At 55.3% G+C, this 25,568-nt stretch carries 23 protein-coding genes; 9 read left to right on the top strand and 14 right to left on the bottom strand.

What is annotated here, in order from left to right:
- The first annotated feature begins 61 nt into the window (after window positions 1-61).
- Window positions 62-1,375, top strand: coding sequence for an MFS transporter (locus V6L81_RS20330; protein ID WP_338660296.1), 1,314 nt, complete (start codon window positions 62-64; stop codon window positions 1,373-1,375).
- Window positions 1,376-1,475: 100 nt separating this feature from the next.
- Here the strand turns inward: V6L81_RS20330 and V6L81_RS20325 are convergent, their stop codons facing one another.
- The 4 genes from V6L81_RS20325 to flgA all read right to left on the bottom strand — a co-directional run bounded on the left by V6L81_RS20325 (window position 1,476) and on the right by flgA (window position 4,078).
- Complete coding sequence (locus V6L81_RS20325; protein WP_095001829.1) at window positions 1,476-2,216, bottom strand: flagellar brake protein; 741 nt, start codon at window positions 2,214-2,216, stop codon at window positions 1,476-1,478.
- 96 nt (window positions 2,217-2,312) lie between these two features.
- The gene (locus V6L81_RS20320) at window positions 2,313-2,780 is read right to left on the bottom strand and encodes a flagella synthesis protein FlgN (protein ID WP_095001828.1); all 468 of its coding nucleotides are present in this window, start codon (window positions 2,778-2,780) and stop codon (window positions 2,313-2,315) included.
- A gap of 49 nt (window positions 2,781-2,829) precedes the next feature.
- Window positions 2,830-3,156, bottom strand: coding sequence for a flagellar biosynthesis anti-sigma factor FlgM (flgM, locus tag V6L81_RS20315; protein ID WP_095026582.1), 327 nt, complete (start codon window positions 3,154-3,156; stop codon window positions 2,830-2,832).
- A gap of 151 nt (window positions 3,157-3,307) precedes the next feature.
- Window positions 3,308-4,078 (bottom strand): flagellar basal body P-ring formation chaperone FlgA, encoded by a 771-nt coding sequence (gene flgA, locus V6L81_RS20310; RefSeq protein WP_095001826.1) that lies wholly within the window; start codon window positions 4,076-4,078, stop codon window positions 3,308-3,310.
- A 76-nt stretch (window positions 4,079-4,154) separates the two neighbouring features.
- On the opposite strand from flgA, the gene V6L81_RS20305 reads away from it, so the two are divergent.
- The 6 genes from V6L81_RS20305 to flgE all read left to right on the top strand — a co-directional run bounded on the left by V6L81_RS20305 (window position 4,155) and on the right by flgE (window position 9,363).
- The gene (locus V6L81_RS20305; RefSeq protein ID WP_095001825.1) at window positions 4,155-5,087 is read left to right on the top strand and encodes a chemotaxis protein CheV; all 933 of its coding nucleotides are present in this window, start codon (window positions 4,155-4,157) and stop codon (window positions 5,085-5,087) included.
- Between the two features lie 45 nt (window positions 5,088-5,132).
- A complete protein-coding gene (gene cheR / locus V6L81_RS20300) occupies window positions 5,133-5,960 on the top strand; it encodes a protein-glutamate O-methyltransferase CheR (RefSeq protein ID WP_095001824.1) in 828 nt (275 codons plus the stop codon).
- 449 nt (window positions 5,961-6,409) lie between these two features.
- Window positions 6,410-6,817 (top strand): flagellar basal body rod protein FlgB, encoded by a 408-nt coding sequence (gene flgB / locus V6L81_RS20295; protein WP_016782175.1) that lies wholly within the window; start codon window positions 6,410-6,412, stop codon window positions 6,815-6,817.
- A gap of 3 nt (window positions 6,818-6,820) precedes the next feature.
- Window positions 6,821-7,264 carry a flagellar basal body rod protein FlgC gene (gene flgC, locus V6L81_RS20290; protein WP_016782176.1) on the top strand — a complete coding sequence of 148 codons (444 nt, stop codon included), beginning with the start codon at window positions 6,821-6,823 and terminating at the stop codon, window positions 7,262-7,264.
- 15 nt (window positions 7,265-7,279) lie between these two features.
- Window positions 7,280-8,005, top strand: coding sequence for a flagellar hook assembly protein FlgD (gene flgD, locus V6L81_RS20285; protein ID WP_095001822.1), 726 nt, complete (start codon window positions 7,280-7,282; stop codon window positions 8,003-8,005).
- Between the two features lie 29 nt (window positions 8,006-8,034).
- On the top strand, window positions 8,035-9,363 hold the full coding sequence (flgE, locus tag V6L81_RS20280; protein ID WP_095001821.1) for a flagellar hook protein FlgE: 1,329 nt from the start codon (window positions 8,035-8,037) through the stop codon (window positions 9,361-9,363).
- A gap of 156 nt (window positions 9,364-9,519) precedes the next feature.
- On the opposite strand, the gene codA is transcribed toward flgE, so the two are convergent.
- The 4 genes from codA to V6L81_RS20260 all read right to left on the bottom strand — a co-directional run bounded on the left by codA (window position 9,520) and on the right by V6L81_RS20260 (window position 14,821).
- The gene (codA, locus tag V6L81_RS20275) at window positions 9,520-10,755 is read right to left on the bottom strand and encodes a cytosine deaminase (protein WP_095019237.1); all 1,236 of its coding nucleotides are present in this window, start codon (window positions 10,753-10,755) and stop codon (window positions 9,520-9,522) included.
- Window positions 10,752-11,975, bottom strand: coding sequence for a PucR family transcriptional regulator (locus V6L81_RS20270; RefSeq protein ID WP_095001819.1), 1,224 nt, complete (start codon window positions 11,973-11,975; stop codon window positions 10,752-10,754). Before V6L81_RS20270 ends, codA begins: the two co-directional genes overlap by 4 nt.
- On the bottom strand, window positions 11,972-13,237 hold the full coding sequence (gene codB / locus V6L81_RS20265) for a cytosine permease (RefSeq protein WP_130872060.1): 1,266 nt from the start codon (window positions 13,235-13,237) through the stop codon (window positions 11,972-11,974). The genes V6L81_RS20270 and codB overlap by 4 nt, the downstream gene beginning before the upstream one ends.
- Window positions 13,238-13,591: 354 nt before the next feature.
- Complete coding sequence (locus V6L81_RS20260) at window positions 13,592-14,821, bottom strand: hypothetical protein (RefSeq protein WP_141232525.1); 1,230 nt, start codon at window positions 14,819-14,821, stop codon at window positions 13,592-13,594.
- Window positions 14,822-15,298: 477 nt separating this feature from the next.
- On the opposite strand from V6L81_RS20260, the gene V6L81_RS20255 reads away from it, so the two are divergent.
- Window positions 15,299-16,828, top strand: coding sequence for a hypothetical protein (locus V6L81_RS20255; RefSeq protein WP_095019242.1), 1,530 nt, complete (start codon window positions 15,299-15,301; stop codon window positions 16,826-16,828).
- A gap of 167 nt (window positions 16,829-16,995) precedes the next feature.
- Here the strand turns inward: V6L81_RS20255 and V6L81_RS20250 are convergent, their stop codons facing one another.
- Genes V6L81_RS20250 through V6L81_RS20235 form a run of 4 tightly spaced genes read right to left on the bottom strand, consistent with a single transcriptional unit; the run spans window position 16,996 to window position 20,471 of the window.
- Window positions 16,996-18,207 (bottom strand): MFS transporter, encoded by a 1,212-nt coding sequence (locus tag V6L81_RS20250; RefSeq protein ID WP_095019243.1) that lies wholly within the window; start codon window positions 18,205-18,207, stop codon window positions 16,996-16,998.
- Window positions 18,208-18,228: 21 nt separating this feature from the next.
- The gene (locus V6L81_RS20245) at window positions 18,229-19,023 is read right to left on the bottom strand and encodes a hypothetical protein (protein WP_095021379.1); all 795 of its coding nucleotides are present in this window, start codon (window positions 19,021-19,023) and stop codon (window positions 18,229-18,231) included.
- 3 nt (window positions 19,024-19,026) lie between these two features.
- Entirely contained in the window at window positions 19,027-19,746 is a 720-nt protein-coding gene (locus tag V6L81_RS20240) for a methyltransferase domain-containing protein (RefSeq protein WP_338660295.1), read from the bottom strand.
- Between the two features lie 20 nt (window positions 19,747-19,766).
- The gene (locus tag V6L81_RS20235) at window positions 19,767-20,471 is read right to left on the bottom strand and encodes an alpha/beta hydrolase (protein ID WP_095021380.1); all 705 of its coding nucleotides are present in this window, start codon (window positions 20,469-20,471) and stop codon (window positions 19,767-19,769) included.
- 262 nt (window positions 20,472-20,733) lie between these two features.
- Between V6L81_RS20235 and V6L81_RS20230 the strand changes: the two genes are divergently transcribed.
- Window positions 20,734-21,456, top strand: a complete 723-nt coding sequence (locus V6L81_RS20230; protein ID WP_095032399.1) for a polyphenol oxidase family protein — start codon at window positions 20,734-20,736, stop codon at window positions 21,454-21,456.
- A 72-nt stretch (window positions 21,457-21,528) separates the two neighbouring features.
- On the opposite strand, the gene V6L81_RS20225 is transcribed toward V6L81_RS20230, so the two are convergent.
- Together V6L81_RS20225 and V6L81_RS20220 are read right to left on the bottom strand one after the other, a co-directional pair.
- On the bottom strand, window positions 21,529-22,233 hold the full coding sequence (locus V6L81_RS20225; RefSeq protein ID WP_338660294.1) for a LuxR C-terminal-related transcriptional regulator: 705 nt from the start codon (window positions 22,231-22,233) through the stop codon (window positions 21,529-21,531).
- Between the two features lie 330 nt (window positions 22,234-22,563).
- Complete coding sequence (locus tag V6L81_RS20220) at window positions 22,564-25,437, bottom strand: ribonucleoside-diphosphate reductase subunit alpha (RefSeq protein WP_095001817.1); 2,874 nt, start codon at window positions 25,435-25,437, stop codon at window positions 22,564-22,566.
- Window positions 25,438-25,568 lie beyond the last annotated feature (131 nt).

Raw genomic sequence — 25,568 nt, 5'->3', positions numbered from 1 at the left:
TTAAATCTGTGGCGCCGGGCCTGTTCCCGGTGGCAGACACAAGGAGCCGTAGGGAAAGCCAATGCACCAGATCTGGAAGTCCTTTAGAGCGTTGTATTTTGCCTCGCTGATGATGTTGATCGGTTCCGGCCTGTTGAGTACTTATCTGGCGCTGCGCCTGGCAGCGGACAATGTCGACGGCCTGTGGATCGGCGCGCTGATGGCGGCCAACTATTTTGGCCTGGTGCTGGGTGGCAAGATCGGCCACCGGCTGATTGCCAGGGTCGGGCATATTCGTGCCTACGCCACATGCGCCGGTATTGTCGGTGCGGCGGTGCTGTGCCACGGGCTGACGGACTGGCTGCCGATCTGGCTGTTGCTGCGGGTGATTGTCGGTCTGGGCATGATGTGCCAGTACATGGTCATCGAAAGCTGGCTTAACGAGCAGGCCGAGGCCAGGCAGCGCGGCGTGGTGTTCAGCCTCTACATGATCGCCTCCTATCTGGGGCTGGTGCTTGGGCAATTGATCCTGGCGGTTCACCCGCAGCTCGGTCTCGAGTTGTTGATGGTGGTGGCCTTGTGTTTTGCCTTGTGCCTGGTGCCTGTGGCCATGACCCGGCGTATTCACCCGGCGCCTTTGCACCCGGCGCCGATGGACCCGAAATTTTTTATCAAGCGTGTGCCGCAGTCGTTGATTGCGGTGATGGGCGCGGGTTTGCTGGTGGGCTCGTTTTACGGTCTGGCACCGCTCTACGCATCGCAGCAAGGGCTGTCTACCGAACTGGTTGGCTTGTATATGGGTAGCTGCATTTTTGCCGGCTTGCTGGTGCAGTGGCCGTTGGGCTGGTTGTCCGACCGTTATGACCGGCCGTTGCTGATCCGTATTTTCGCCGGCTTGCTGGCGGTGGCTGCGTTGCCATTGGCGATCTTGCCGGCGGTGCCCATGCAGGTACTGTTTATTGCCGGTTGCCTGGCGGCTTTGCTGCAATTTTGCATCTATCCGCTGGCCGTGGCCTTTGCCAACGACCATATCGAGCCGGAGCGTCGTGTGTCGCTGACGGCCATGCTGCTGGTGACTTATGGCGTGGGCGCAAGCGTGGGGCCGTTGGTGGCGGGGGTGCTGATGAAACTGTTTGGCAGCCAGATGCTCTATGGGTTTTTCAGCGTGGCAGGGTTGATCCTGGTATGGCGGATTCGCCCGAATGCGGTGACCAACCTGCACCAGGTCGATGATGCGCCGCTGCATCACGTGGCCATGCCCGACAGCATGTCCAGCTCGCCGCTGGTCGCCGCCCTTGACCCGCGGGTGGATGAGCAGGTGGTCCAGGAGCAAATGGTGCAGGAACCGATGGTGGAGGAGCAGGAGCCAGAACCGGAACCAGAGTCCAAAACATAGGCAATACCCCTGTGGGAGCGGGCTTGCTCGCGATGGCTTCAGCGCGGTTTTTCAGCCAGACCGCGCCCTGTGCATCGCAGGCAAGCCAGCGACCACTGTTTCAATAATCATCGTCTTTATCAAACTGGCGCGCCTCGCGCTGCAGTTGATAGACAAACCGCTCGACCTGGCGCTGCACCGCGCCGCTGATGTTGTGAAAGCGCATCCCGGCAAAGGTGATGTTCAGCCGCTCTTCAAAATGCAGGTAGCGCAACTCCACCGGTGTAGACATCAGGCCAAACGGCAGGTCGGCGCTGAAGCGCTCATACACCTGGCCCAGTTGCATGCCCTGGCTGATATCCCCCTCAAAACGCAATTTGCAGCCGGTTGCCGAAACGTCCAGCAACTTGCCCTTGATCGGCGCCTTGAGCTTGTCACCCGCCACTTGCACATTGACCAGATTGGCCAGCCGCAGGGCCGCACGGAACGCATTGCGGCGCTGGTGGTACACCACTTCGTGGGGCATCGCGCCGCGATAACAGCGGTGCTCATGACGGTCATCAATGGTCAGCGCCGTGGTGCACTCCCAGGCGATACGCACGCCATCATGGAAGCCCTCAACCTTGAACGGCACCCCCGCTTCAAGAAAACGCTCACCGTCACGGGGGATCATTTCGTCCAGGGCCATGGTGTTGCTCTCGCGATTAACATCCACCACATAGCTCTGGAAGCGCTGGGTGCGGTCCTGGAAAGTAATGATCAGCGGGTCATGGCTCTCTTGCAGCATCCGCAAGTTGGAGGCAATTTCCAACGGCGTGGTGAGCACCTTTGGCGGTTGCGGAGCATCTTGGGCGTCGAACACGTTTGATCAATCTCCAGACAAAATACAGCGACACGCAAAAGATGGGCATTCTGCCATCATGTTGTGTGTCTCGCTACATGCGGTGGTTGCGCGGGCTCAAGCCTGGCTGTAGGCGCGGTGCTTGTTGAGCATCGAGGTGGTGCCGCGTGCGTCATACAGAGACGGGGCTTCGCCGCCATGGAGGATGCGCAACTGGTTGGCGGTGATCGCCTGCTGGGTCTGGATCGACTGACCATTGAGCAGGTTGGCGGCCTGGCATTTCGCTAGCAGCTGGTTCAGTGCATCGCTCTGGGCGAGCAGTTGTGTTCCCACGCTGGAATGGCTGGCCAGGCTTTCGAGGCCGCTGCGGTTGGTGGCCAGGCCAAGGCTGGCGAGAATTTCGCTGCGTCTGCGGCCATGTTGCTCAAGCAAAATGATCAGCGACTGTTTGCGCGCCAGAATGTTTTCCAGCACCTGCATGTCGCGGCCTTTGAGGGCGATGGATTCGTCCTGTAACAGGCCGAGCAATTGCTCGGCAGGAGCGAGGTCATCGTTGATCAGTTGCAGTAAATTTTCGTCGTGCATGGCGGGCTCTGGGAGTTAAGCGTCCAAAAGCGCGGCACTGGCCGTTGGCCTAGCGCTGGGCTTCCATGTCAAGCAGTTTGCTGGCGATCCGGTCGCTGTCGACTTTGTAGCTGCCGTCCGCGATGGCTTGTTTAAGCTCTGCCACCCGATTTTTGTCGACTACAGGTTGGTCACGCAACGAGTCGCTGATCTTCTGCAACTGTTGAGCCTCTTGGCTGAGGTGAACAGATTCCCCGCTTGGGGCGCTGACGCCGTTTTGCTCAGGGTTTATTGCCGGGGCCGCTTGCGTGGCGCTGCCGGTTTCCTGGTTGGCGTTACTGCGTGTACTGCCGGTCAGGGGCGGGGCGCTGTTGAGACGACTGAAGTCGATGACCATAACGTTAAACCTCGGGGTATTTGGACGCTTGCCATGTTTTCGGCCATACCCGGAAAAACTTTAGGCTCGATTAATCATGGCTTCACACAGAGCTGTACTGATCTGCGTCAAATGACAGTGTAGGAAAGTCGCGAGACTGATGCCAACTTTCCTATAATGCCACTTCTACTTGCCCGGGTGCTGTCACCCTGGCGCGGATAACACGCTTGGAGTTCAGGTTTTTTACCCGTATTTGCTCGCTAAGGCCACCGTCTGACAGGGCTTCGCCGGGCATCTTGACACTTAATGTGCCGCTGCGGGCGCTGATCACCACATGATCGCCCTTGCGCACGGCTGCGGCCTGCTCCAGGTGGGTGAGGGTCAGCACCTGGTCGGTGACCATGGGCCTGAGCAATTTTTGCCCCACGGCCAGCTCGGTGGCGGTCAGGTAGCCCTGGCTGATCAGGCTGACATCGCGCTCGCGCAGGGTCACGTCGGGGTAGTCGATAACCATGCCGCGCTTGAGCGGGTGATTGACGGTGACTACGTCGCGGAACAGTTTGACCTGGGCCGGCACAAAGATGGTCCACGGCGACAGCCCTTCGCAGCGTACGCGCACGATTACCCGGCCCATGGGTTGCGCCGGGCTTTCGAGGGAAGCTGTCAAATCCTTGTCGCACTGGGCCAGGCGCAGGCGCGGGTCAAGATTGTTGACCTGGATCTGATATCGACCCTCGGTCTGGCTGGTGGCCAGGTAGTCTTCAACCGTGAATTCAAGAAAGCCCTGGGTCACGCCGATAAGCTGTTCAGGCGATGTAAACGCGTCAGCCCTGCTATAAGTGCTGAGTGCAAGCAAGGTGCCCGCCGCCAGCGCGCTCAGACCACAGCGGCGCAGACTCGGCAGGAAAGGTCGGTGGCAGGATTTTGTCGTTTTTGCGTTCATGACCGATAAAAAGCAAGCCCCGTGCCGTTTTCGGAATATGCGGGTTGAAACTTGAAGTTTTTAAGAGGAGCTGAGTATGGCCGGAGTGATGGATGCGGTTAACCAGCGCACTCAACTGGTGGGGCAAAACCGCCTGGAGCTGTTGCTGTTTCGCCTGGATGGGCCACAGCTTTACGGGATCAATGTGTTCAAGGTCCGCGAGGTGCTGCAATGCCCCAAGCTGACCCTGATCCCCAAGTCCCACCCCGTGGTATGCGGTGTGGCGAGCATTCGCGGCGCGACCATACCGATTCTCGACCTGGCGATGGCCACCGGCGCGGGAGCCTTGAAGGATCAAAGTAACCCGTTTGTGATCATCACCGAGTACAACACCAAGACCCAGGGCTTTCTGGTGCGTTCAGTGGAACGTATCGTCAATATGAACTGGGAAGACATTCATCCGCCGCCCAAGGGCACCGGTCACGACCATTACCTGACGGCCGTGACCCGTATGGACGAGCAACTGGTCGAAATCATCGACGTGGAAAAGGTGCTGGCAGAAGTCTCGCCATCGTCTGAAACCATCAGCCAGGGCGTGGTGGATGTTGAAACCCAAAGCAAGGCGCTGTCATTGCGGGTGCTGACCGTTGACGATTCGTCGGTGGCGCGCAAGCAGGTTGCCCGTTGCCTGCAATCGGTGGGTGTTGAAGTGGTGTCGTTGAACGACGGGCGCCAGGCGCTCGACTACCTGCGCAAGCTGGTGGACGAGGGCAAGAACCCGTCTGAAGAGTTTCTGATGATGATCTCGGATATCGAGATGCCGGAAATGGACGGCTACACCCTGACAGCTGAAATCCGCAACGACCCGCGGATGCAAAACTTGCACATCATTCTGCATACTTCGTTGTCCGGGGTATTCAATCAGGCGATGGTCAAAAAAGTCGGTGCCGATGACTTTTTGGCCAAGTTCCGCCCTGATGACCTGGCAACCCGGGTAGTTGACCGGATCAAAGCAGCAGACCACAGCTAGGGGCGCAGCCCTTGGCGGTCAAAACGATTTAAGAGGCAGGATCATTTGTCGACGGCTAATTTGGATTTTGAACAGTTCCGGGTATTCCTGGAAAAAGCCTGTGGCATTTTGCTGGGTGAGAACAAGCAGTACCTCGTCTCCAGCCGCCTCAACAAATTGATGGAGCAGCAGGGCATCAAGTCGTTGGGCGAGCTGATTCAACGCATCCAGGCTCAGCCGCGCAGCGGGTTGCGCGAGCAGGTGGTCGATGCCATGACCACCAACGAAACCCTGTGGTTTCGCGATACCTATCCCTTTGAAGTGCTGAAAAACAAGGTGTTGCCGGAGCAAATCAAGGCCAGCCCCGGCCAGCGCCTGCGTATCTGGTCGGCGGCCTGCTCTTCGGGGCAGGAGCCGTTCTCGCTGTCGATGGCGATTGACGAATTCGAGCGCAGCAACCTTGGGCAGCTCAAAGCCGGCGTGCAGATTTTTGCCACCGATCTGTCAGCGCAGATGCTCAACACCTGCCGCACCGGCGAATACGACAACCTGGCCATTGGCCGGGGCCTGTCACCGGAGCGCCTGCAACGTTATTTCGATCCCAAGGGACCGGGGCGTTGGGTGATCAAGGCGCCGATCAAAAACCGCGTGGAGTTTCGCCCGTTCAACCTGCTGGACAGCTACGCCAGCTTCGGCAAGTTCGACATCGTGTTTTGCCGCAACGTGCTGATCTACTTCTCGGCCGAAGTGAAAAAAGACATCCTGCTGCGCATTCACAGCACTTTGAAGCCGGGCGGTTATTTGTTCCTGGGCGCTTCTGAAGCGCTAAACGGGTTGCCGGACCATTACCAGATGGTCCAATGCAGTCCGGGGATCATTTACCAGGCGAAATAGGCTGGGAAAACCCCGTAGATACTCTGTTGCCGGTCAAGCCCTATTGTGGGAGCGAGCCTGCTCGCGAACGACCTTCGCGAGCAGGCTCGCTCCCACAGTTGCAGTGTTCCTGTAGCTGCCGTAGGAACGAGGCTGCGTTCGGCTGCGAAGCAGTCGCAAAATCAGGGGCTGCGGTGTAACAGTCAAACCCGGCTACCAGGGTTTTTACGACGACTTCGTCGCCGAACGCAGCCTGGTTCCTTCGGCAACTGCTACGACGAATCCAAAGCAAAGCGGCAGAAAACCGGCAGTCAGCGGTCAAGCATTGCCGCTTTTTTGCCATTGCCATCTCCCACCTCCCGGCAAACCCTTGTGTTACGGGGCTGTAAAAACTGGCACGGGGTTTGCTCTATCCCTGTCATGTAAAACCTGAACCACACTCTCAGGTCAGCCCACAAAGGTTTTTCGAGATGAGCATCAGCTTCGATAAAGCGCTTGGTATCCATGAACAGGCCCTGGGCTTTCGTGCCCAGCGCGCTGAAGTACTGGCCAACAACATCGCCAACGCCGATACCCCGAACTACAAGGCTCGGGATCTGGATTTCGCCTCTGTGCTCGCCGCCCAGAACGACAAAAACCAGAACGGCACATTTGCGTTGAACAAGACCAACACCCGCCATATCGAAGCCCAGGGCCTGAGCAGCGGCGACGAGTCGCTGCTGTACCGCACGCCGATGCAGCCGTCGATCGATCAGAACACCGTGGACGCTCAGCTTGAGCAGTCGAACTATGCAGAGAATGCGGTCAACTTCCAGGCCAGCTTCACCCTGCTCAACAGCAAATTCAAAGGGCTGATGTCGGCCCTGCGCGGGGAGTGATCCATGTCTCTATCCAGTGTCTTCAATATTGCCGGTAGCGGCATGAGCGCCCAGACCACGCGCCTTAACACCGTGGCCAGCAACATCGCCAACGCCGACACCGTATCGTCGAGCATCGACCAGACCTACCGCGCCCGCCACCCGGTGTTTGCCACCATGTTTCAAGGCGCGCAAGGCAGCAGCGGCGATTCGCTGTTCCAGAACCAGGACGCCGCCGGCCAGGGCGTGCAGGTACTGGGCGTGGTTGAAGACCAGAGCGAGTTGCAGGCCCGCTATGAACCTAATCATCCTTCTGCCGACGCCAAGGGCTACGTGTATTACCCCAACGTCAACGTGGTTGAAGAAATGGCCGACATGATTTCCGCCAGTCGTTCGTTCCAGACCAACGCCGAGCTGATGAATACCGCCAAAACCATGATGCAGAAGGTCCTGACCCTCGGTCAGTGATAAGGGGCGACGCAAATGAGTGTGACCGATTCCACCAGCGGCTTGACCCTTAACCAGGTACTCGCCAACTCCGCCCAGGCCAAGACCACTGACACCAGCCTGGCGGCGGCCTCCAAGGCGGTATCCGGCAACACGGCGCTGGGCAAGGATGCGTTCCTGCAACTGCTGGTCACCCAGCTGAAAAACCAGAACCCGCTGGACCCGCAGGACAACACGGCGTTCGTTGCGCAACTGGCGCAGTTCAGCAGCCTGGAAGGCATCACCACGCTCAACGATACGGTCAATTCGATCTCCGGCAACTTCCAGTCTTCGCAGGCGTTGCAGGCCTCGTCGCTGGTGGGGCGTTCGGTGATCGTGCAGACCGGCGAAGCCTATGTGGATCCGGCCAGCGACAAGCCTTTCAACGGCACCGTGGTGGTCAAGGATGCTGACTCCAAACCCGTTATCACCATCACCAATGCCGACGGTGAGGTGGTTCGCACCATCGACATGGGCACCCAGAAAGCCGGCAACGCGGAGTTCACCTGGGATGGCAAGGACGACGAGGGTGTGCTGCTGGAAAAGGGCTCCTACACCTTCACCGCATCCAGCAAAACCGACGCCGGTACCACGGCGCTCACCACCTATCTGCCCGCCACGGTCAACAGCGTGACCCTGAGCAAGACCGGCGGTGAAATCATGCTCAACCTCGCAGGCCTGGGCAGCATTGGCATGTCCAAAGTCCAGACCATTGGCTTGTAAGCCGACTCATACGCCTCAAGGAGAGAAACATGTCATTCAATATCGGCCTTAGCGGCCTCTATGCGGCGAACAAGCAGCTGGACGTGACCGGCAACAACATCGCCAACTCTGCGACCACCGGCTTCAAGGCCTCGCGTGCGGAATTCGCCGATATCTACTCGGCCAGCAAGCTGGGTACCGGCAGCAAGACCATCGGCAGTGGCGTGAACCTGGCAGCGGTCTCGCAAAACTTTGGTCAAGGTGCGGTTAACAACACCGGCAACCTGCTGGATATGGGCATCCAGGGCAGCGGCTTTTTCGTGCTCAGTGACAACGGCTCCCTGAGCTATACCCGCGCCGGTACGTTCAAGGCCGACAAAGACGGCTTTGTCACCAGCTCTGATGGCACTGCGCGCTTGCAGGGCTATGGCGTGGATGCCAATGGCAATATCGTTAATGGCGTATTGACTGACCTGCGCATCGATACTTCCAACCTGGCGCCCAAGGCGACGGGCTCGGTGGACTCGACGATCAACCTCAACTCCAACGCTGCGGTGATTGATCAGACCGCCAACCCGTTCGACCCGAGCAAAGCCGAATCCTATACGAAAAGCTTCAGTACTACGGTCTACGATACCCAGGGCAATCCACACCCGATGGACCAGTACATGGTCAAGACCGGTGCCAATACCTGGAAGGCCTACACCCTGATTGACGGTCGCAACCCCGATGGCAGCGCAGTGAGCGGAGACGGCGCGAAGGCGCCGGTGGCTTCGATCATGCAATTCGACTCAGCCGGCGGGCTGACCAGTGTGACGACGCCCAACCCGGTGGCCGGCGAACCCGATATCGTCAGCAACACCCTGACCGTCAGCACCTGGATGCCGGGCGCCATGGTCAATGGCAAGTGGGCGTCCAACGGCGCGGCAGCCAAGGACACCGGGATTGCCATCGACATGGCCAAAACCACTCAGTACAACACCGACACCTCGCGTAACCCGCCGACCCAGGACGGCTACGCTACCGGCCAGATCAACAACCTGACCATCGACGGTTCGGGTGTGATGTTCGCCAACTTCAGCAACAACCAGAGCCGTGCCATTGGCCAGATTTCCCTGGCCAGCTTTACCAATGAGCAGGGTCTGCAACCAGTGGGCGGCACGGCCTGGAAGGAGACCTACGCCTCGGGCGTGGCGGGCTACGACGCACCCAAGGTCGGCAGCCTGGGCGCCATCCAGTCCAACTCGCTGGAAGACTCCAACGTAAACCTGACCAGTGAGCTGGTGGACCTGATCAAGGCCCAGAGCAACTACCAGGCCAACGCCAAAACCATCTCGACCCAAAGCACCATCATGCAGACCATCATTCAGATGACGTGATAGCGCTGCGATCATGATCCTGCGGGCATCGGGTGCGTGAACAATATATAACCTGCGGGAGCTGGTTTGCCTGCGATGCAGACGCTGCGGCATGTCAGGCAAACCGGGCTGATGCCATCGCGAGCAAGCCCGCTCCCACCATGTTCGTCGCGGGTCTCAGCTGAACTCCACCTGCTCCGGTACCCGCGTCATCAGCACCTTGCCAGCGCGGATCGATACCCGCGCCTTGGCCTGGCGGCGCACCGCTTCGTAATCACTGTCGGCATCCAGCACCACCAGGTTCGCCGGGCGACCCACTGCAATGCCGTATCCCTCACCCAGATTCAGCGTCCGTGCACTGTTGTCGGTGACCAGGTCCAGGCTGCGCGCCAGGTCTTCAAAACCCATCATGTGGCAGATATGCAGCCCTGCATCCAGCACCCGCAAAATATTGCCATTACCCAGCGGATACCACGGGTCCTTGATTGAGTCCTGACCAAAGCACACGTTCATGCCGGCACGGTCGATTTCGGCCACCCGGGTCACGCCACGGCGTTTCGGGAAGGTATCAAAACGACCCTGCAAATGGATGCTTTCGGTCGGGCACGAGACAAAGTTGATCTTTGATGCCTTGAGCAAACGGAACAGTTTGGAGCAGTAGGCATTGTCATACGAACCCATCGCTGTGGTGTGACTGGCGGTCACCCGGCTGCCCATGCCGCGTACCCGGGCCTCTTCGGCCAGCACTTCAAGAAAACGCGAGTGGGGGTCGTCGGTTTCGTCGCAATGCACGTCCACCAGGCACCCCGTGCGCTCGGCCAGATCCATCAGGAACTTGATCGAACTGACTCCCTGCTCGCGGGTGTTTTCAAAGTGCGGGATGCCACCCACCACATCGGCGCCCAGCTCCACGGCCAGGGTCATCAGCTCACGGCCACCGGCATAGGACTCGATGCCTTCCTGAGGGAATGCCACGATTTGCAGGTCGATCAGGTGGCGGGTTTCATCGCGCACTTCAATCATCGCCCGCAAGGCAGCTAGGGTTGGATCGGTGACGTCGACATGGGTGCGCACATGCTGGATGCCGTGTTCGGCCAGCATGCGGACAGTGGCGTGGGCACGCTGCTTGGTGTCTTCATGGGTGATGGTTTCCTTGCGCTGCGCCCAGCGTTCGATGCCTTCGAACAGGGTGCCGCTGAGGTTCCACTCGGGCTGGCCGGCGGTCAGGGCCGCGTCCAGATGGATATGCGGTTCTACAAAAGGCGCAATCAGCAACTGACCGCGGGCGTCGATATCGCCGGCTTGCGCCGGCACGCTGCCTGCCTGCAGGGTGATGGCACTGATCAGCGCACCTTCACAGGTGACCGTGTGCAGACCCGAGGTTTTACGCAGTGTGGCATTGATGATCTTCATGGTCGTTCCTGTCGTTGAGCTTCGGACATGCGCCACACCAGCAGGGCCACCGAAGCATTCATTCTGAATAAGGGATCATCGAGCGACTGGGCGCTGTTTTGCTCGATGCGTTGCATGCGTTGATTGATGGTATTTCGATGGATGCTCAGGCGTTGCGCGGCCTTGAGTGCGTTACCGTTCTCCTGGAGCAGGGCATCCAGGGTATCGATCAAGGTATGGGGTTGCTTGCGGTTGGGTTCGATCAGCGGCCCCAGGGTTTGCTGTACGAAAGCCTCGATCACCGAGCGTTCGCCCACGGCCTGCAGCAGACGCAACACGCCCAGTTCGCTGAAATCGCAGAGGCCGGTGGCCGGGCGCAGGTTTTCTGCAACATCCAGCGCCTGGCGTGCCTCGTTGAGGGCCCGGTGATAATGGGCGCAATCCTCGACCTTGCCTGCCAGCCCCATAAACAGCGCCAGATTACCGATGATGGCCTGCAAGTCTCGATACAGGCTCGCCAGTTCTGTGCGCAGGTTGTTGTCTTCAGCGAGCAACAGGATGAACAGATCACCCTGCACGATCACCGGCAACGCGCGGGGCAGGGCACGGCTCCACACGTCGAGGTGATCCTGTACGGTCTGGCGGGTGTGTTGCAACAGGCGTTCTGCCTCCTCGGGTGCGTGACTGGCAAACAGTACACTGACTGCTGACAAGCGTAGCGCAACCAGGCGGCACGGTTGGTCCAGCGCCAGCTGCAAGTGCGTTGCGCGCTGGCGGAGGGTGGCCAGGCTGGGGTAATCGCCACTGAGCAGTTGCGCCAGAATGTCGTGGCGCGAGCGTTTGGTCTGGGCCATTTGTACCAGTGCAGTACCAATCAAATGGGTGACGATGACCATTCTCAGCAAGTACGGTTGCTCGATCAGGGGCACGCCGCGGGCTTCGGCCAGTGCAATCACCGATGGGGGAATGCTGTGGATGAAGGTCTCGCCGGTCAGGACCACCAGTCCGGCAATCGCACAGTCACTGCCTTCGTCGATCAGGCGCAGCAAGTTGGCCTCGTCACGGGGGTGGTTGATCCCGGTGACAAACACCAGCTCACCGCCCATGACCCAGCCGGCGATGCCTTCGTTCTCGGCCACATAGGACCAGCGCACGCTGCGCTGGCGGTTGCGTGCGCCGGCCCGCAGGGTCATCTCTTCGAGGCCGGGCAGGGCCAGGATCTCTTCAACGGTCAGGCTCAAAGGGGCTCCTGGACGGTGGGCAGCACCGCCGGTTGACGGCTGAGTTTCAGCAGCACGATATAGACGATGGCCGATGCGCCAATGCCTACCAGAGGCGCAATCCATGGCGACAAATAGGCCAGCAAGGCGCCCACGGCATAGGCGGTCAGCCCTGCCAGGTTGTAGCGAGGTAACTGGACGCTGGCCAGGGCCGGGTATTTGCCGCGATGGCGAAACCAGAAGTCGGCCATGATCACGCCGCCAATGGGCGGGATGACCGAACCCAGCAGCACCAGAAACGGAATCAGCATTTCATACATGCCGCCCATCGCCAGCAGCACGCCCACGGCGGCGGCGAGCAGGGTCATGGTGCGCCGGCGTTCGCTGCGCACCAGATGGCAGGTGGCAGCGGCCACGTTGTAGATGGTCGGGCCCTGGATCGTCCACAGGTTCAGGCACAGCATGACTACGGCGGCAAACGACAGGCCTTGCAGCATCATCACTTCGACGATGTCGGCCTGTTGATAAACCATGGCGCACCAGGCGCCGGCCACGATCATCAGGCCATTGCCCAGCAGAAAGCTGACCACGCTGGCGGTCACGGCGATGCGTCCGCTGCGCGACAGCCGCGTCCAGTTGGTGGCCTGGGTGGCACCGCTGGCGAAGGTGCCAAAGACCATGGTAATGGCTGCCGAGACGGTCATGGTCTGCTGCGGGATCACCGCTGCCAGCCCGGAAAACCCGCCGACATGCTGCGTGGCGATATACATGGAGACGATCAGCAGGACAAACATCAGCGGCACCGAAACCCGCGACAGCACATCCAGGCCTTTGTAGCCGATGATCGCCGTGATGCTGAAGCCCATGCCGAAAAACACCATCAAGGGCAGGGTGAAGCCTTCGGCCAGGCCGAGCATCTTCACCAGCACGATGGCCACGGTTGCCGTGCCCCAGGCGTACCAGCCGAGTTCGGCAAAACCGAGCAGGAAGTCCGAGAGGCGGCTACCGGCCTCACCAAAGCACAAGCGTCCCATCAGCACCGTGTTCAGGCCGCTGCGCGAAGCGATCAGGGCCAGGGCGGCAGCATACAGCGCCAGCAGGGTATTGCCGATGGCCGCAATCCACAGCATATCGACAAAGTTGAAGGCCATGCCCAGCTTGCCACCGGCGAACATGGTGCCGGTAAAGAAGGTAAAGCTGAACAGCACCATCGAAATCGACAACAGCCCCTTGCGGGCTGAACGCGGGGCTTCGCTCAAAGGAAAATCGCCGGGTGAACTCATGGTGCAGGTCTCCGCCTCGAATGGGTGCGCCGATATCGGTAGCACACAGGAGCCAGAGCAATAAGCGGGCCTGTTTTGTCAGGGCGGGTAAACCGGAGAAAAGCGGGCACACGGCATATGGGCGGGTGTGCAGAGTGCCTATTGGCGAGCGAATATCAGGCTGAAGAATGTGCAGAGTGATTCATTTTGTGGCGCGGGCGCACTGTTTCGGGGTGATGGTTACACGTTCTGTGGGAGCGGGCTTGCTCGCGACGGGATCGCTGCGGTGTAACAGGACAATCGCGGGCAAGCCCGCTCCCACAGTGCCCAACAGTTAGAACGCAATGCTATCGCTGCGGATCCGCGAATCGAGGTTTATTGCCCCTGTCTTTCAGCCATGGCCTGGGCGAAAGCGCCGGGCTCCAGTACCAGGGAAAGGCGCTGGTCCATCAGGTCCGTCTGGTTACCTTCGATCAGGGTGTTAAGTACACGTTGATTGATCTGTGAAAGTTGGCTATCGAGAAATTTCGCCGTGTCGGCCGAGAACTCCCGGTGCTCGATGCCATTGATTTTTTCCATGTTGTAAATGGCCAGGGCCGGCAGCAACGATGTTTCTACATAGTTGTACTCGTGGGTATCCCTCAGGTGCCGGGTTTCGTCGGGGGTTAACGGCTGGTTGTTCTGTTGCCTGGCGTTGAGGAACGTACTCAGGTTGTCCTGCAAGTCCAGCACCTGAAGTTGCGCGATGCGCAGGTCAATGGACGCCTTGAAGGCCTCGACACTTTCAAAGTGCAGTGAAGGCAAGCTGGTGAACGCTTCTTTGTAATAAGCAATGGACGTATCTGTCGTCGGCACGCCCGTGTGGGCCAGGGTCAATGTAGTCCCCATATAGGCAGGGGCTGTATCAACACTGTGCGGCAGGGCAATCGGGAAATGATTGATGTCACCCTTGGCATAAATTTCATTTTTGAAGGGAACCATCACGGCTTCGTTTACAAGCGTTGCCCCCCTGGCGCCCTGGGTTGTTTGCGCACTCGATGCGCCAAGCACGTATTTGTTGAATTTGTCTTTGGGGTCATGGGGCTGCGAGACACTGCGTTCTTCGTAATTGACGTTGTTGTAACCACCAGTAAGCACATTGCTGGCCAGCGTCCAGCGATGACGGTGGGGGATGTCTTCGCCTCCAAGCCCTGTGCCGCGCACACTGTAATTGTGGAGTCTTAAATTCCAGTTTCTGCCTGTCTCCTTGTCCCCGGACATCAAATAAATCTTGTCGAAAAGTTGAGTCCGAGCAGAGTCTTTTTTGCTCTCCTGCAGTGCGCTTTCATCCTCTTTCAAGTGTCGCAGTATGCCAATCAAATCTTTTTTGGTAATGAAGTCGATATCACCGGTTACTCCGGCCTTGCCGGCAAATCCCATTTCCTTACCTTGATCGAATGACAGATAGCGCCGGGATATTTCCTGGTGGACACGATCGTATATTTCTTTGGGTGTACAGCAAGGTGGGGCGGCGGGAATGGCGCCGGCGCTGATGTGTGAAGTCCCCCGGGCAACGCTGTCCGTGGGGGTAAACCTGAAGGGTGAAATCGAGCTGAGATCTTTCATGTGTTTTCGTTCGTTCGATCGAATGGTGGTCATCCTTCGTGGGAAACAACATGTGAACGGTCAAGCAACACACTCCGGGAGCAGGGAGGGTATCGGCGACCGTGCAGTCCATTACATGTCTCGCAGTCTGTGGCCCGGGCTGCAGGGCGGGTTCCACAACGTGCAAGCGAACTGTTACCGGGGGTTAACAGGTACAAAGATCGCAAGTGTTATTGATAAGGCATCATGTCTTTATTGCCGTGAAAGTGTTTATTGGATGTGAGTATGTATTCGGTTCAGTACGCTAATAATTAAGAGGGCTGTTCGTCTTTCCTTGTTATTTTCTTACACTTTGATATTTGTTTTGTTTTTAGTTCAAGGGCAAAGTTTGCGGCCCAATGGCCTGTTGCGTCGCCAGGTTTGCTACTGGTTTGCGAGCCTGTGCGTGCCTTCTCCATGCCCCATCTATCCAAGTGCACTATTAATGAGGTGAGCATCATGTTTATTTCCAGGTCAGGTACATCGCTCGATGCGGTATATGGCATCGACAGTCAAGGTAAGCCAGATGCCGTTGCTCAAAGCAGTCCCCATGGTGTTGCCCTGACGGATGTACAAAGACAGATGATCACCAACAGCAAGTTTTTTGAAGCGGGCGCCAGCATGGCCTTGTTGAACCAGCCAGGCAGGATAGGTGAAGTGTTCGACCAGCACGCCGCACAACTGGCAACGGTGTTGCGTCAGGGGTTGAGCGAGCAAAGCGTGGCGGGTGGGCTTGCCGTCCATTACAAGGGACGGGAGCAGCCGTTGCGCGATGTTCTGCAGGCCACCATCGAGCCTTTGGCAGCACAGTCCGACCAGATTGGTCGGCAGATGAAACCCGGGCAGGCGCTGCAACCGTGGTTGATCAACACGCTGCAGACTCCTCTGGCCGGATGTACAGAAGGGTTCGACAAGCAAAACCATGTTGACCTGCTGACTAAAATCCGTGCGTCGAGCGCTTTTGGCAGCACGATGTGCCAGTTGATGGCCCCCGTAGAAGACGAGAGTCAACCCGGGCTCTATGCGCAGCACAAACAAGCCAATACCGCGGCTTGCGTGGCCTTGCTGCGTGAGGCTGGTCTTGATGCGCAGGCAGATCAGTTCGCTGATCGTTTCAAGGAGTTTTCAAGCAAGACGCGTACGCCGGCCTTTGACAATCCGCTCAGTCGTGCCCGCAGTGAACGGATGCCTATGGTGGAAGTCGGCGGGGAGTTGCGGCCGGTGAAGGGAGTTTATGAAGATGCGGCCAAGCTCAAGATGGGGTTTGGGCTGGTGGTACAGAACACGGTCGACCCGCACAGCACTGAGCAGGCCGCCTTGCGCAAAGCGCTGGGTGATCGCAATCAGAATCTCAATGCAATTCCCCGTCAAGGTGCGCCGATTGCAGACCTGACCCGGCCTTTCACCATGTCAGAGGCTGAAATGGAGAACGTGCCGCCAGCCTATTCCCAGCAAGGCCTGACCGGCATGCTGGAGCATTTTTCAATGCTGCATGGCGTGGGTATCAATCGCTGGCAGCCCTTTGGCACATTCGCAATGGAGTCCAACCTCAAGGGTCTGCCATCTGCGGGGGCGCAATCCGGCAGTACCTGTGACGTGCTGCTGGCGCTCAACACGTTGAACCCGGATAGAATCTATGGCAATGAACACATGGTGCTGGCGGCCGGGCTGGGTATTGCCGCCTTCATGAACTTTGGCGGCTACCATACCTTTGCCGAAACATTCCCGATTGCAGAGGCCGTTGCGGCTAATCGCCCCTATGTCCCCACCAACCTGGCGGCTACCAATCAGATGGACTTGTATCAACGCATCGAGACAGCAGCGCAAACGGCCAGCCCGCAAGGTGCAAAACAGCTTGGGCAATTCCGTCGCAGTCATGCTCAAGTGCTTGAGGGGTTACGTCACAATCAGCCGGATGGGCAGCAAGCCTTGGGTGCTGGCGTTGATTTCTACGCCACTGCGCAGCAGATAGCCGATTGGCGCAAATGACCGCGTAACTCCCCACCCCTCCAAAAAACAAAACCCCCGTCAAACCCACCTGTTGCCAGGGTTTAACGGGGGTTTTGGGTCAGGCGGTTTGACCCGCCTGCCAGCTCAGCTTATTGGCAAGCTTCGCAATCCGGCGCGTGCTTTTGGACTCATATGTGGTATCCGGTTTATAGAGAGTCTTTAATTTTTTTGCTAGCACCGATAATTAATAGAACAGTCGTCACTGCAATAGCTTGGTATTCGAACATGTTTCGTAGCTCTTCATGTGAAGTGAACTGTGTACTTAATATGAAAATAAGTACGCCGAAACATCCGGTTAAAGTGTTTAAGGTTGCGTAGGCTCTCCCGTGTAGTGTCGGATCAGTAATTCTTTGTGCATGGCTGAGACTTACAATGGATGTTTGGCATCCCAGGCCAATTCCAATATATGAAAAAAAGGCCAGAAGGAAAGCTTCAGATTGAGCGAAGATGAATAGTGATAACGCTAGGGTGGTCAGGCCCAATAGGGTGATTTTCAAAGTGCCGAGTCGTTGGGTGAGTTTTACTATAATCAGTCCGCCAATGATTGCTCCAATAGAATAGGCGGCGTCAATCTGTCCATATGCATTTGCATTCAGATTGAGAGGTCCTTTTACGAAGGGGGCAAGTAATGCATTTGACATATATAGTATGTTTGTGTTTAGCAGTATCAGCAGATAGTATCCGATGAGGCGGGGTTGCTGGGTGATATATTGAAAGCCTTCAAGTATGGATCTCAGGTGAGCGACCAAATGGTTTAGCGTGCTTATCTTGGTGATCGCACTCGCACACGGCGAGTGAAGCGCCTTTGCCATATAAGCAATGCAGCAGCTGGATGCCCAGAAAATAGTACTGGCGATAGCGATAGTAAAGGTCGGCCCAAGAGTTACGAATAACATGCCGGAGCCTGTTGCTCCAATTATGACACCTGCCTGCCCACTGGTAACAGAAAGTGCATTGAGTTTGAAGTTTTTTTCATGAGTTGCGAACGTTGCCAAAATGACACGCCAAGACAATAGTTGTATTTCTGCGCAAATGGACATTAAGAAGCTGACGGAGTAAGCGAATGCAGGGGATGCTCGATCCATGACAAATAACGATGCATATACCAGTAGTGTCAGGCAGCGCGTGCATTCAGAATATAGCACAAGCTTTATAGCTGGATATTTGTCAGCCATACTTCCGATTATCATTGAAAGAAATAGGCTGGGCAGTGTTGCAATCAACAAGCTTATTGCCGCACTTGTGGCGTACCCTGTTAAGTCAATCACAATCCAAGTATTTATAAAAAAAAATATACCGGTTCCAGCCCTCGAGAAAAATATAACAGTGGCATATGCGGGGACTGATATTTGACTCATTACTCAGTGCGCCTTTAATCGTCAGGCGCTATGCGCCTGAGTAATGTAACGGAAGCCTGTCTCGTGTACGTCAATATCCAGCGTTATTGGATGGAATGTATTCAGATAATCGGATGACTCAAATAAGTGATTCGGTTGGTGAGGGCGCTCCATCAAAAAGCTCAGTTCGTTCATGTCAGATGACCATTGAGCGCCGTTAAAAAACTCGAACCCTTCAAAGTGTGCTTTATACAAGAATTTTTTCCCGTAACATGTGCCCATGTAAAGGTAGTTGCAGTCACGGTTGTGAAAGTAATTAATTGTTGCGGTCAGCATGAACGTGCCTAGCGATTTTTTTGGTTCGGTAATGTCATAGAAGGCAAAGTTATAGTGTGCTATTTTAGGAGCTGTGTTAATTGTTACTAGGCCGACAGTTTTCTCTTTCCTGGTGAAGTGCATGATGTGCGTCGCATTTTCCGGATTGATGATTCGGTTAAGTCGCTGTTCATTAATCACTCCTTCCCCAAATCGCTGTTCCGCACACTGTAGGCATAATTCACGGATGCTCTTGTCGATAACGAAATCGCTGATATTAATAAGCGTCATTTCTATATCTTGACAGGCTTTGAGCGTTCGTCGAGCTCTATAGGTAAGTTCAAATCTTTTCAGGGTAATTCTTGTGCTTCGGGTTAAATAGAATCTCGGTTTGCGTGAAGGTAAAAAGCCGCGGTCATAGAGTTCAACGATTTCTTCCTGTGATTCAGGTATGGCCCAAACAGCGTAAGGAAATGTATAGTTTTTGTAGTCAGGGTTTGACTCCGAAAATATAATTCTCATAAGTTATTTCACGCCTGTTAGGATCATTCTTTCGCTGTCAACGCTAAAAGGTTGTCCCTTATTATTATAGCCCTCTATATTTTTAAATCCTGCGTGTAGCATCCACTCCTTGATTTCTGTGAATGTCAATAGTCGGATATTGTAAGGTGTTTCACTCAGTTCTCCATCTTTAATAAGTTGGCGTCTAACATGAAGTATTCCTTGAGCAGGGTTGTAGTCGAAGTGGTCGATCATAAAGTTCCCTTCTCTTTCTAGAACACTTGAGGTGGGAAGGTATTTAAGGCAGCGATCACGATTAATATGATCAATCAAAAAACGGCCTCCTTTCTTCAATGAATCGTAAATTTTGCTTAATTGCAATTTGCAAATTTCGTCATTAGAGTATCCAAAAGATGTGTACCAACTAAGCGCACAGTCGAATTTTTCCCTCCAGAGCGTGTCAAGGAAGTTTTTGTTTTTGTAGCAAATATCAAGGTTGCTTTTACGGGCGTTAAGGATAGCCAAGTCAAGTGCGTTCTGGCTCCAGTCAATGCCCGTTACACGATAGCCCCTGTGAGCAAGCTCATTGGAAATTCGACCATGGCCGCAGCCGATATCCAGTACGTGGTCACCTTTTTCAAGGCTGCAAAGATGTTCAATAAGAGTGCATTCTTTCTTCGTCCTCTCATGGGTAAGATAATTTTCTGAAAAATAAATATAAAGATAATCAAACGTATTTTTCATTATGAATTCCAGTCAACGTCTTATGTAATCCATCTTAAAATGCTGTTCAAAGCCAGATGTCTACTGTGTGGGTATTCACTGAAGTGTGTTTCTAGATCGTGGCCAGCTTGACGAATACAATGGTGCTCAGCAGCGAGGCAATTTTGTGCGTATTCAATCAGTTTGCAAGGGATTTCAGCGGGAATGATCATGTCTTTTTCTGCAGAAATAATAAGCAGTTTCCCCTTGAAGTGTTGGATGATGGAAAAGCATTTGCTGTGTTCCCAACTTCGGTATTGGCGTATGCAGGATGAAAATGAGGGGCCAAATTTTAAGGTTTCAGCCTTTTCTGAATAAATCGCGGGTATCGCCAGCCCTAGGCGAGCAACCGAGATCTGTGAAGCTATATGGAGTGCATTATGCGCCCCCATGCTGAAGCCCATTATATTAAGACCTTCCTGTAGGTCGAGTTTGTGGATCACAGCTAATGCTTGCTCGGTTCTTCTTTCCAAGCTGGAATGTTGCAAGTTTCCGCCGGTGTGCCCATGCCCAAGAAAATCAAATGCAATCGTTTCGACGCTATGAGAGTTTAAGTATGTTTGAAGACTGTAAAAACCTTTGCTGCTGGATGTGCCAGCACCGTGCATAAGCAAGACTGTTCTCTTAGGGGAGTTGCAGTGCCAGCGTTGTCCTCGTAAGTGTGCCGTTCCGCAGCGCACCATAAAGTCTTCGATTAGCCGTTTCATATCCTATCCTAATCATCGTCGAGTATTGGCCCGGTAGAGATTTGTAGGGGCGATATTTGTTTTTATAGACGTTGGCTGATAGATTTACATCTACAAGATTTGGTAGTTGTGAGTGGCACGGGTTGTGCTTGAGGTTGAAATCTCAACTAAATCAAATTGTTAACTTTGCTTTGTCTAGGTAGCTAGCCATGCACCTACTATTGAATACATAGACCCTGTGTTGCCATAAAGGTGTGTGCTATTACTTTTAAGTGAGGTTCAAATGTCTTTTTTTGCTGATAATTTGAATGCTCTACCCGGGCTGGAACACGCATTCGGCTCGGCCAGCAATTTCCATAAACCCACAAACTTATTTTGTTGTGCTCAGAAGCATGGTGCAAACGTCATTCAAGTGGGCGATGCAGATGAGTCTGGTGCCATCGCTGGGGACGCGATTTTCACACGTACAACCCGTCCCATAGGAATCGTGACAGCAGACTGTCTACCTATTCTTGTAGGTTCAAAAAAAGATAAGTTCGTTGCTGCCATTCATGGCGGCTGGCAAGGATTAGCGGCAGGTATAATCGAAAATTCCTTTCTTGCGTTCATACGAGAAAATATCTCGTTAGAACATTTGCAAGTTGCAATAGGTCCTGCCATACATTCATGTTGCTATGAGGTTGGAAAGGAGCTTGTTGATACAATTGAACAGGCGCATGGACATCTTTGGCGGGGGCGCCAGGCGCCATGGTCTAGAGTTCGTACAGAATCAGAGTTTGGCGTTACTCTCCGTCGTGCACCTGTCAGTCATAACGAAGCGTGGGTTGATCTCACTCTTTATGGCCTTTATTTGCTAGAGGATTTGGGGGTGGGCCGTATGCAAGTTGAGGTGGCGGGGATATGCACTTATTGTAGTGGGGATGAATGGGGTAGTTACAGGAGGCGAAAGCATCAAAGTGAGTCGAAGGCTTTTCAGTACTCATGGATACGCCTGCGAGAATGCTGAAGTCAATAGAGGGTCCAAATATTGTAGTTGCTTTGCCTTGTGGGCGTATTCCAATTGGCATTATTTAATATGTTATATATAGTCTTTGATAATTGCATAGGCAATGGCTTGTGCTCTATTGGTAGTGCCTATTTTATTTTGTATTGTTTTGTAGTGAAAGTTTATGGCGTCTTGCGAGAGCCCAAGTATTATTGCGATTTCTTCAGACGTTTTCCCGTCTGCGCCCCAACGTAAAATCTCTTTCTCTCGTGTCGACAGTGTTACAGCCAAAGAAGTAGGGCTATTTATTTTACTCATCCAGTTATGAATTTCCGCTGTCATTTGTTCTATCACAAAGTGCAGTATTTTCATCTCTCTATGTTCGATTTTTTGATGGGCTCGTGCCAGTAGTAAGTGCTCGAACACGCCATCCTGCTTTGGTATTGATTGCGTTATGTAATAAATATTGTCATCCAAGTTGAATAAGGGGGCAGTGTTGTGTGCCTCGAGATGACTTAATGTGTCTAAGTGTTCTGTACAAATTCTAAAGAAACCTGATGTGATGTTTGCACGCTTTGTGCTAAGTAGCGGGGCTGGATTGAATGGGTAATTTCCATAGGTGTGGTTTTTTGGATTTGTAAAAGGTGTTGGGTATTGAATGCGGAAGGAAAAGTGTTCGAAGTTAACTTGTTTTGTTGTGCTGATGCAGGCAGTCCATAAATCATCGAGCGTTTTGCACGCAGAAAATGTTTTGCTCAGGTAGCTTGTTAGTGACTTGAGTTGCACTTTATTGTTCATGGCGATCCCCTTAGCGCTTTAACTATTTCGCGATAAGGTGAGTATTTGCCATCTGCTTTGAGGAGTTAATAGGTGTTTTCCCACGAGGTCTATCAACGTTCTGCTTGTTGCGAAGGATAAATCCTACAAATTACTTGTCTGGTTCAACACAAAGGCTTCGGAATAAAATTTATTTATGAATCTGCTTGTTTTCACATGCTGAATGACTGGTAAGGCACAGTCGGGTTGGTTCGCTCCCCCCAAAAAACAAAAAACCCCGCCAAACCCAACTGTTGCCAGGGTTTAACGGGGGTTTTGGGTCAGGCGGTTTGACCCGCCTGCCTGCTCAGCTTATTGGCAAGCTTCGCAATCCGGCTCGTCAATGGCGCAAGCCTTTGGCACCGGTGCCGGGCCGGCTGGGGCCGCAGCAACGTCTTCACTGTTTTTGCCGCTCGATACTGCGTTGAGCTTGCCGGTGTTGACGGTGGACTTCTCGGTGCTGGTCGCAGCCAGGGCACGGAGGTAGTAGGTGGTTTTCAGACCACGGTACCAGGCCATGCGGTAGGTCACGTCCAGCTTCTTGCCCGAAGCGCCAGCGATGTACAGGTTCAGCGACTGCGCCTGGTCGATCCACTTCTGACGACGGCTGGCGGCGTCAACAATCCACTTGGTGTCCACTTCGAACGCAGTGGCATACAGCTCTTTGAGCTCTTGCGGGATGCGTTCGATCTGCTGCACGGAACCGTCGTAGTACTTCAGGTCGTTGATCATGACCGAGTCCCACAGATCGCGGGCCTTGAGATCGCGAACCAGGTACGGGTTGATCACGGTGAATTCGCCCGACAGGTTCGATTTCACATACAGGTTCTGGTAGGTCGGTTCGATCGACTGCGATACGCCGGTGATGTTGGCGATGGTGGCGGTCGGTGCGATGGCCATGATGTTGGAGTTGCGAATGCCTTTTTGTACACGGGCGCGAACCGGTGCCCAGTCCAGGGATTCGTTCAGGTCAACGTCAATGTACTTCTGGCCGCGCTGCTCGATCAGAATCTGTTGCGAATCCAGCGGCAGGATGCCTTTGGACCACAGCGAACCCTGGAATGTCTCGTAAGCGCCACGCTCGTCAGCCAGGTCGCAGGACGCCTGGATCGCGTAGTAGCTGACCGCTTCCATCGACTTGTCGGCAAATTCCACGGCGGCTTGCGAAGCGTAAGGAATGTGCTGCAGGTACAGGGCGTCCTGGAAGCCCATGATCCCCAGACCAACCGGACGGTGCTTGAAGTTCGAGTTGCGCGCTTGCGGTACCGAGTAGTAGTTGATGTCGATCACGTTATCGAGCATGCGAACGGCGACGTCGATGGTGCGCTTGAGCTTGTCGGTATCCAGCTTGCCGTTGACGATGTGGTTCGGCAGGTTGATCGAGCCCAGGTTGCAAACGGCGATTTCGTCCTTGTTGGTGTTCAAGGTGATTTCGGTGCACAGGTTCGAGCTGTGAACCACGCCCACGTGCTGCTGCGGGCTGCGCAGGTTGCACGGGTCTTTGAACGTCAGCCAAGGGTGGCCGGTTTCAAACAGCATGGACAGCATTTTGCGCCACAGGTCTTTGGCCTGGATGGTCTTGAACAGCTTGATCTTGCCCGGGTACTGGGACAGTGCTTCGTAGTACTCGTAGCGCTCTTCGAAGGCCTTGCCGGTCAGGTCGTGCAGATCCGGTACTTCGGACGGCGAGAACAGGGTCCACGGGCCGTCATCGAAGACGCGCTTCATGAACAGGTCAGGGATCCAGTTGGCGGTGTTCATGTCGTGGGTACGACGACGGTCATCACCGGTGTTCTTGCGCAGCTCGATGAACTCTTCGATGTCCATGTGCCAGGTTTCCAGGTAGGCACATACAGCGCCTTTGCGCTTGCCACCCTGGTTAACGGCTACGGCGGTGTCGTTCACCACTTTCAGGAACGGTACAACGCCCTGGGATTTGCCGTTGGTGCCCTTGATCCACGAACCCAATGCACGTACCGGAGTCCAGTCGTTGCCCAGGCCACCGGCGAATTTGGACAACATGGCGTTGTCGTGGATCGCGTGGTAGATGCCCGACAGGTCGTCCGGCACGGTAGTCAGGTAGCAGCTGGAGAGCTGCGGACGCTGGGTACCGGCGTTGAACAGGGTCGGTGTCGAGGCCATGTAGTCGAAAGACGACAACAGGTTGTAGAACTCGATGGCACGGTCTTCTTTCTGCTTCTCTTCGATCGCCAGGCCCATGGCCACGCGCATGAAGAAGATCTGCGGCAGTTCGAAACGCACGCCATCGTGGTGGATGAAGTAACGGTCGTACAGGGTTTGCAGGCCCAGGTAGGTGAACTGCTGATCGCGCTCGTGGTTGATCGCCTTGCCCAGTTTTTCCAGGTCGAAGGTGGCCAGCACCGGGTTCAGCAGGTCGAACTCGATACCCTTGGCGATGTAGGCAGGCAGGGCCTTGGCGTACAGGTCAGCCATCTCGTGGTGGGTGGCGCTGTCAGCTACTTTCAGGAAGCTCAGGCCTTCGGCACGCAGGGTGTCCATCAGCAGGCGGGCGGTCACGAACGAGTAGTTCGGCTCACGCTCTACCAGGGTGCGGGCGGTCATCACCAGGGCGGTGTTGACGTCGCTCAGCGCTACGCCGTCGTAGAGGTTTTTCAGGGTTTCGCGCTGGATCAGCTCGCCGTCCACTTCTTCCAGACCTTCGCAGGCCTCGGAAACGATGGTGTTCAGGCGACCCATGTCCAGAGGGGCGAAGGTGCCGTCGGCACGGGTGATGCGGATCGACGGGTGAGCCTGCACGGCGTCTTCGGCCGGTGCGCGGTTGGCGCGTTCCTTGGAGCGTGCGTCACGGTAGATCACATAGTCGCGGGCCACTTTTTGCTCGCCGGCGCGCATCAGGGCCAGTTCTACCTGGTCCTGGATTTCTTCGATGTGGATGGTGCCACCCGATGGCATGCGACGCTTGAAAGTTGCGGTGACCTGTTCGGTCAGGCGCGCAACGGTGTCGTGAATGCGCGACGAAGCGGCAGCATTGCCGCCTTCAACTGCGAGAAACGCCTTGGTGATGGCAACGGTGATCTTGTCATCGGTGTAAGGAACCACAGCCCCGTTACGTTTGATCACGCGCAGCTGGCCTGGCGCGGTCGCAGACAGATCCAGATTTGAATCGGTACCCTGCGAGTTCTCGCGAGTTGTATCGGTTTGCATGGGGGTGTCTCCACATTCTCTATGTTTGTTTGGGCGCCTTTTGGGTGCCCACCGTTCCGTCCTGAAGCACTACAACCGGTAATGAACCGGGCATAACAACTTCGGGACGTACAGAAGGGGGGGTTAAGCCG

This window comes from Pseudomonas bubulae (assembly GCF_037023725.1).
In the GTDB taxonomy this organism is placed as follows: Bacteria; Pseudomonadota; Gammaproteobacteria; order Pseudomonadales; family Pseudomonadaceae; genus Aquipseudomonas; species Aquipseudomonas bubulae.
Note: the sequence above shows the minus strand (reverse complement) of the source record. Positions and strands in the feature narration are given on the sequence as shown.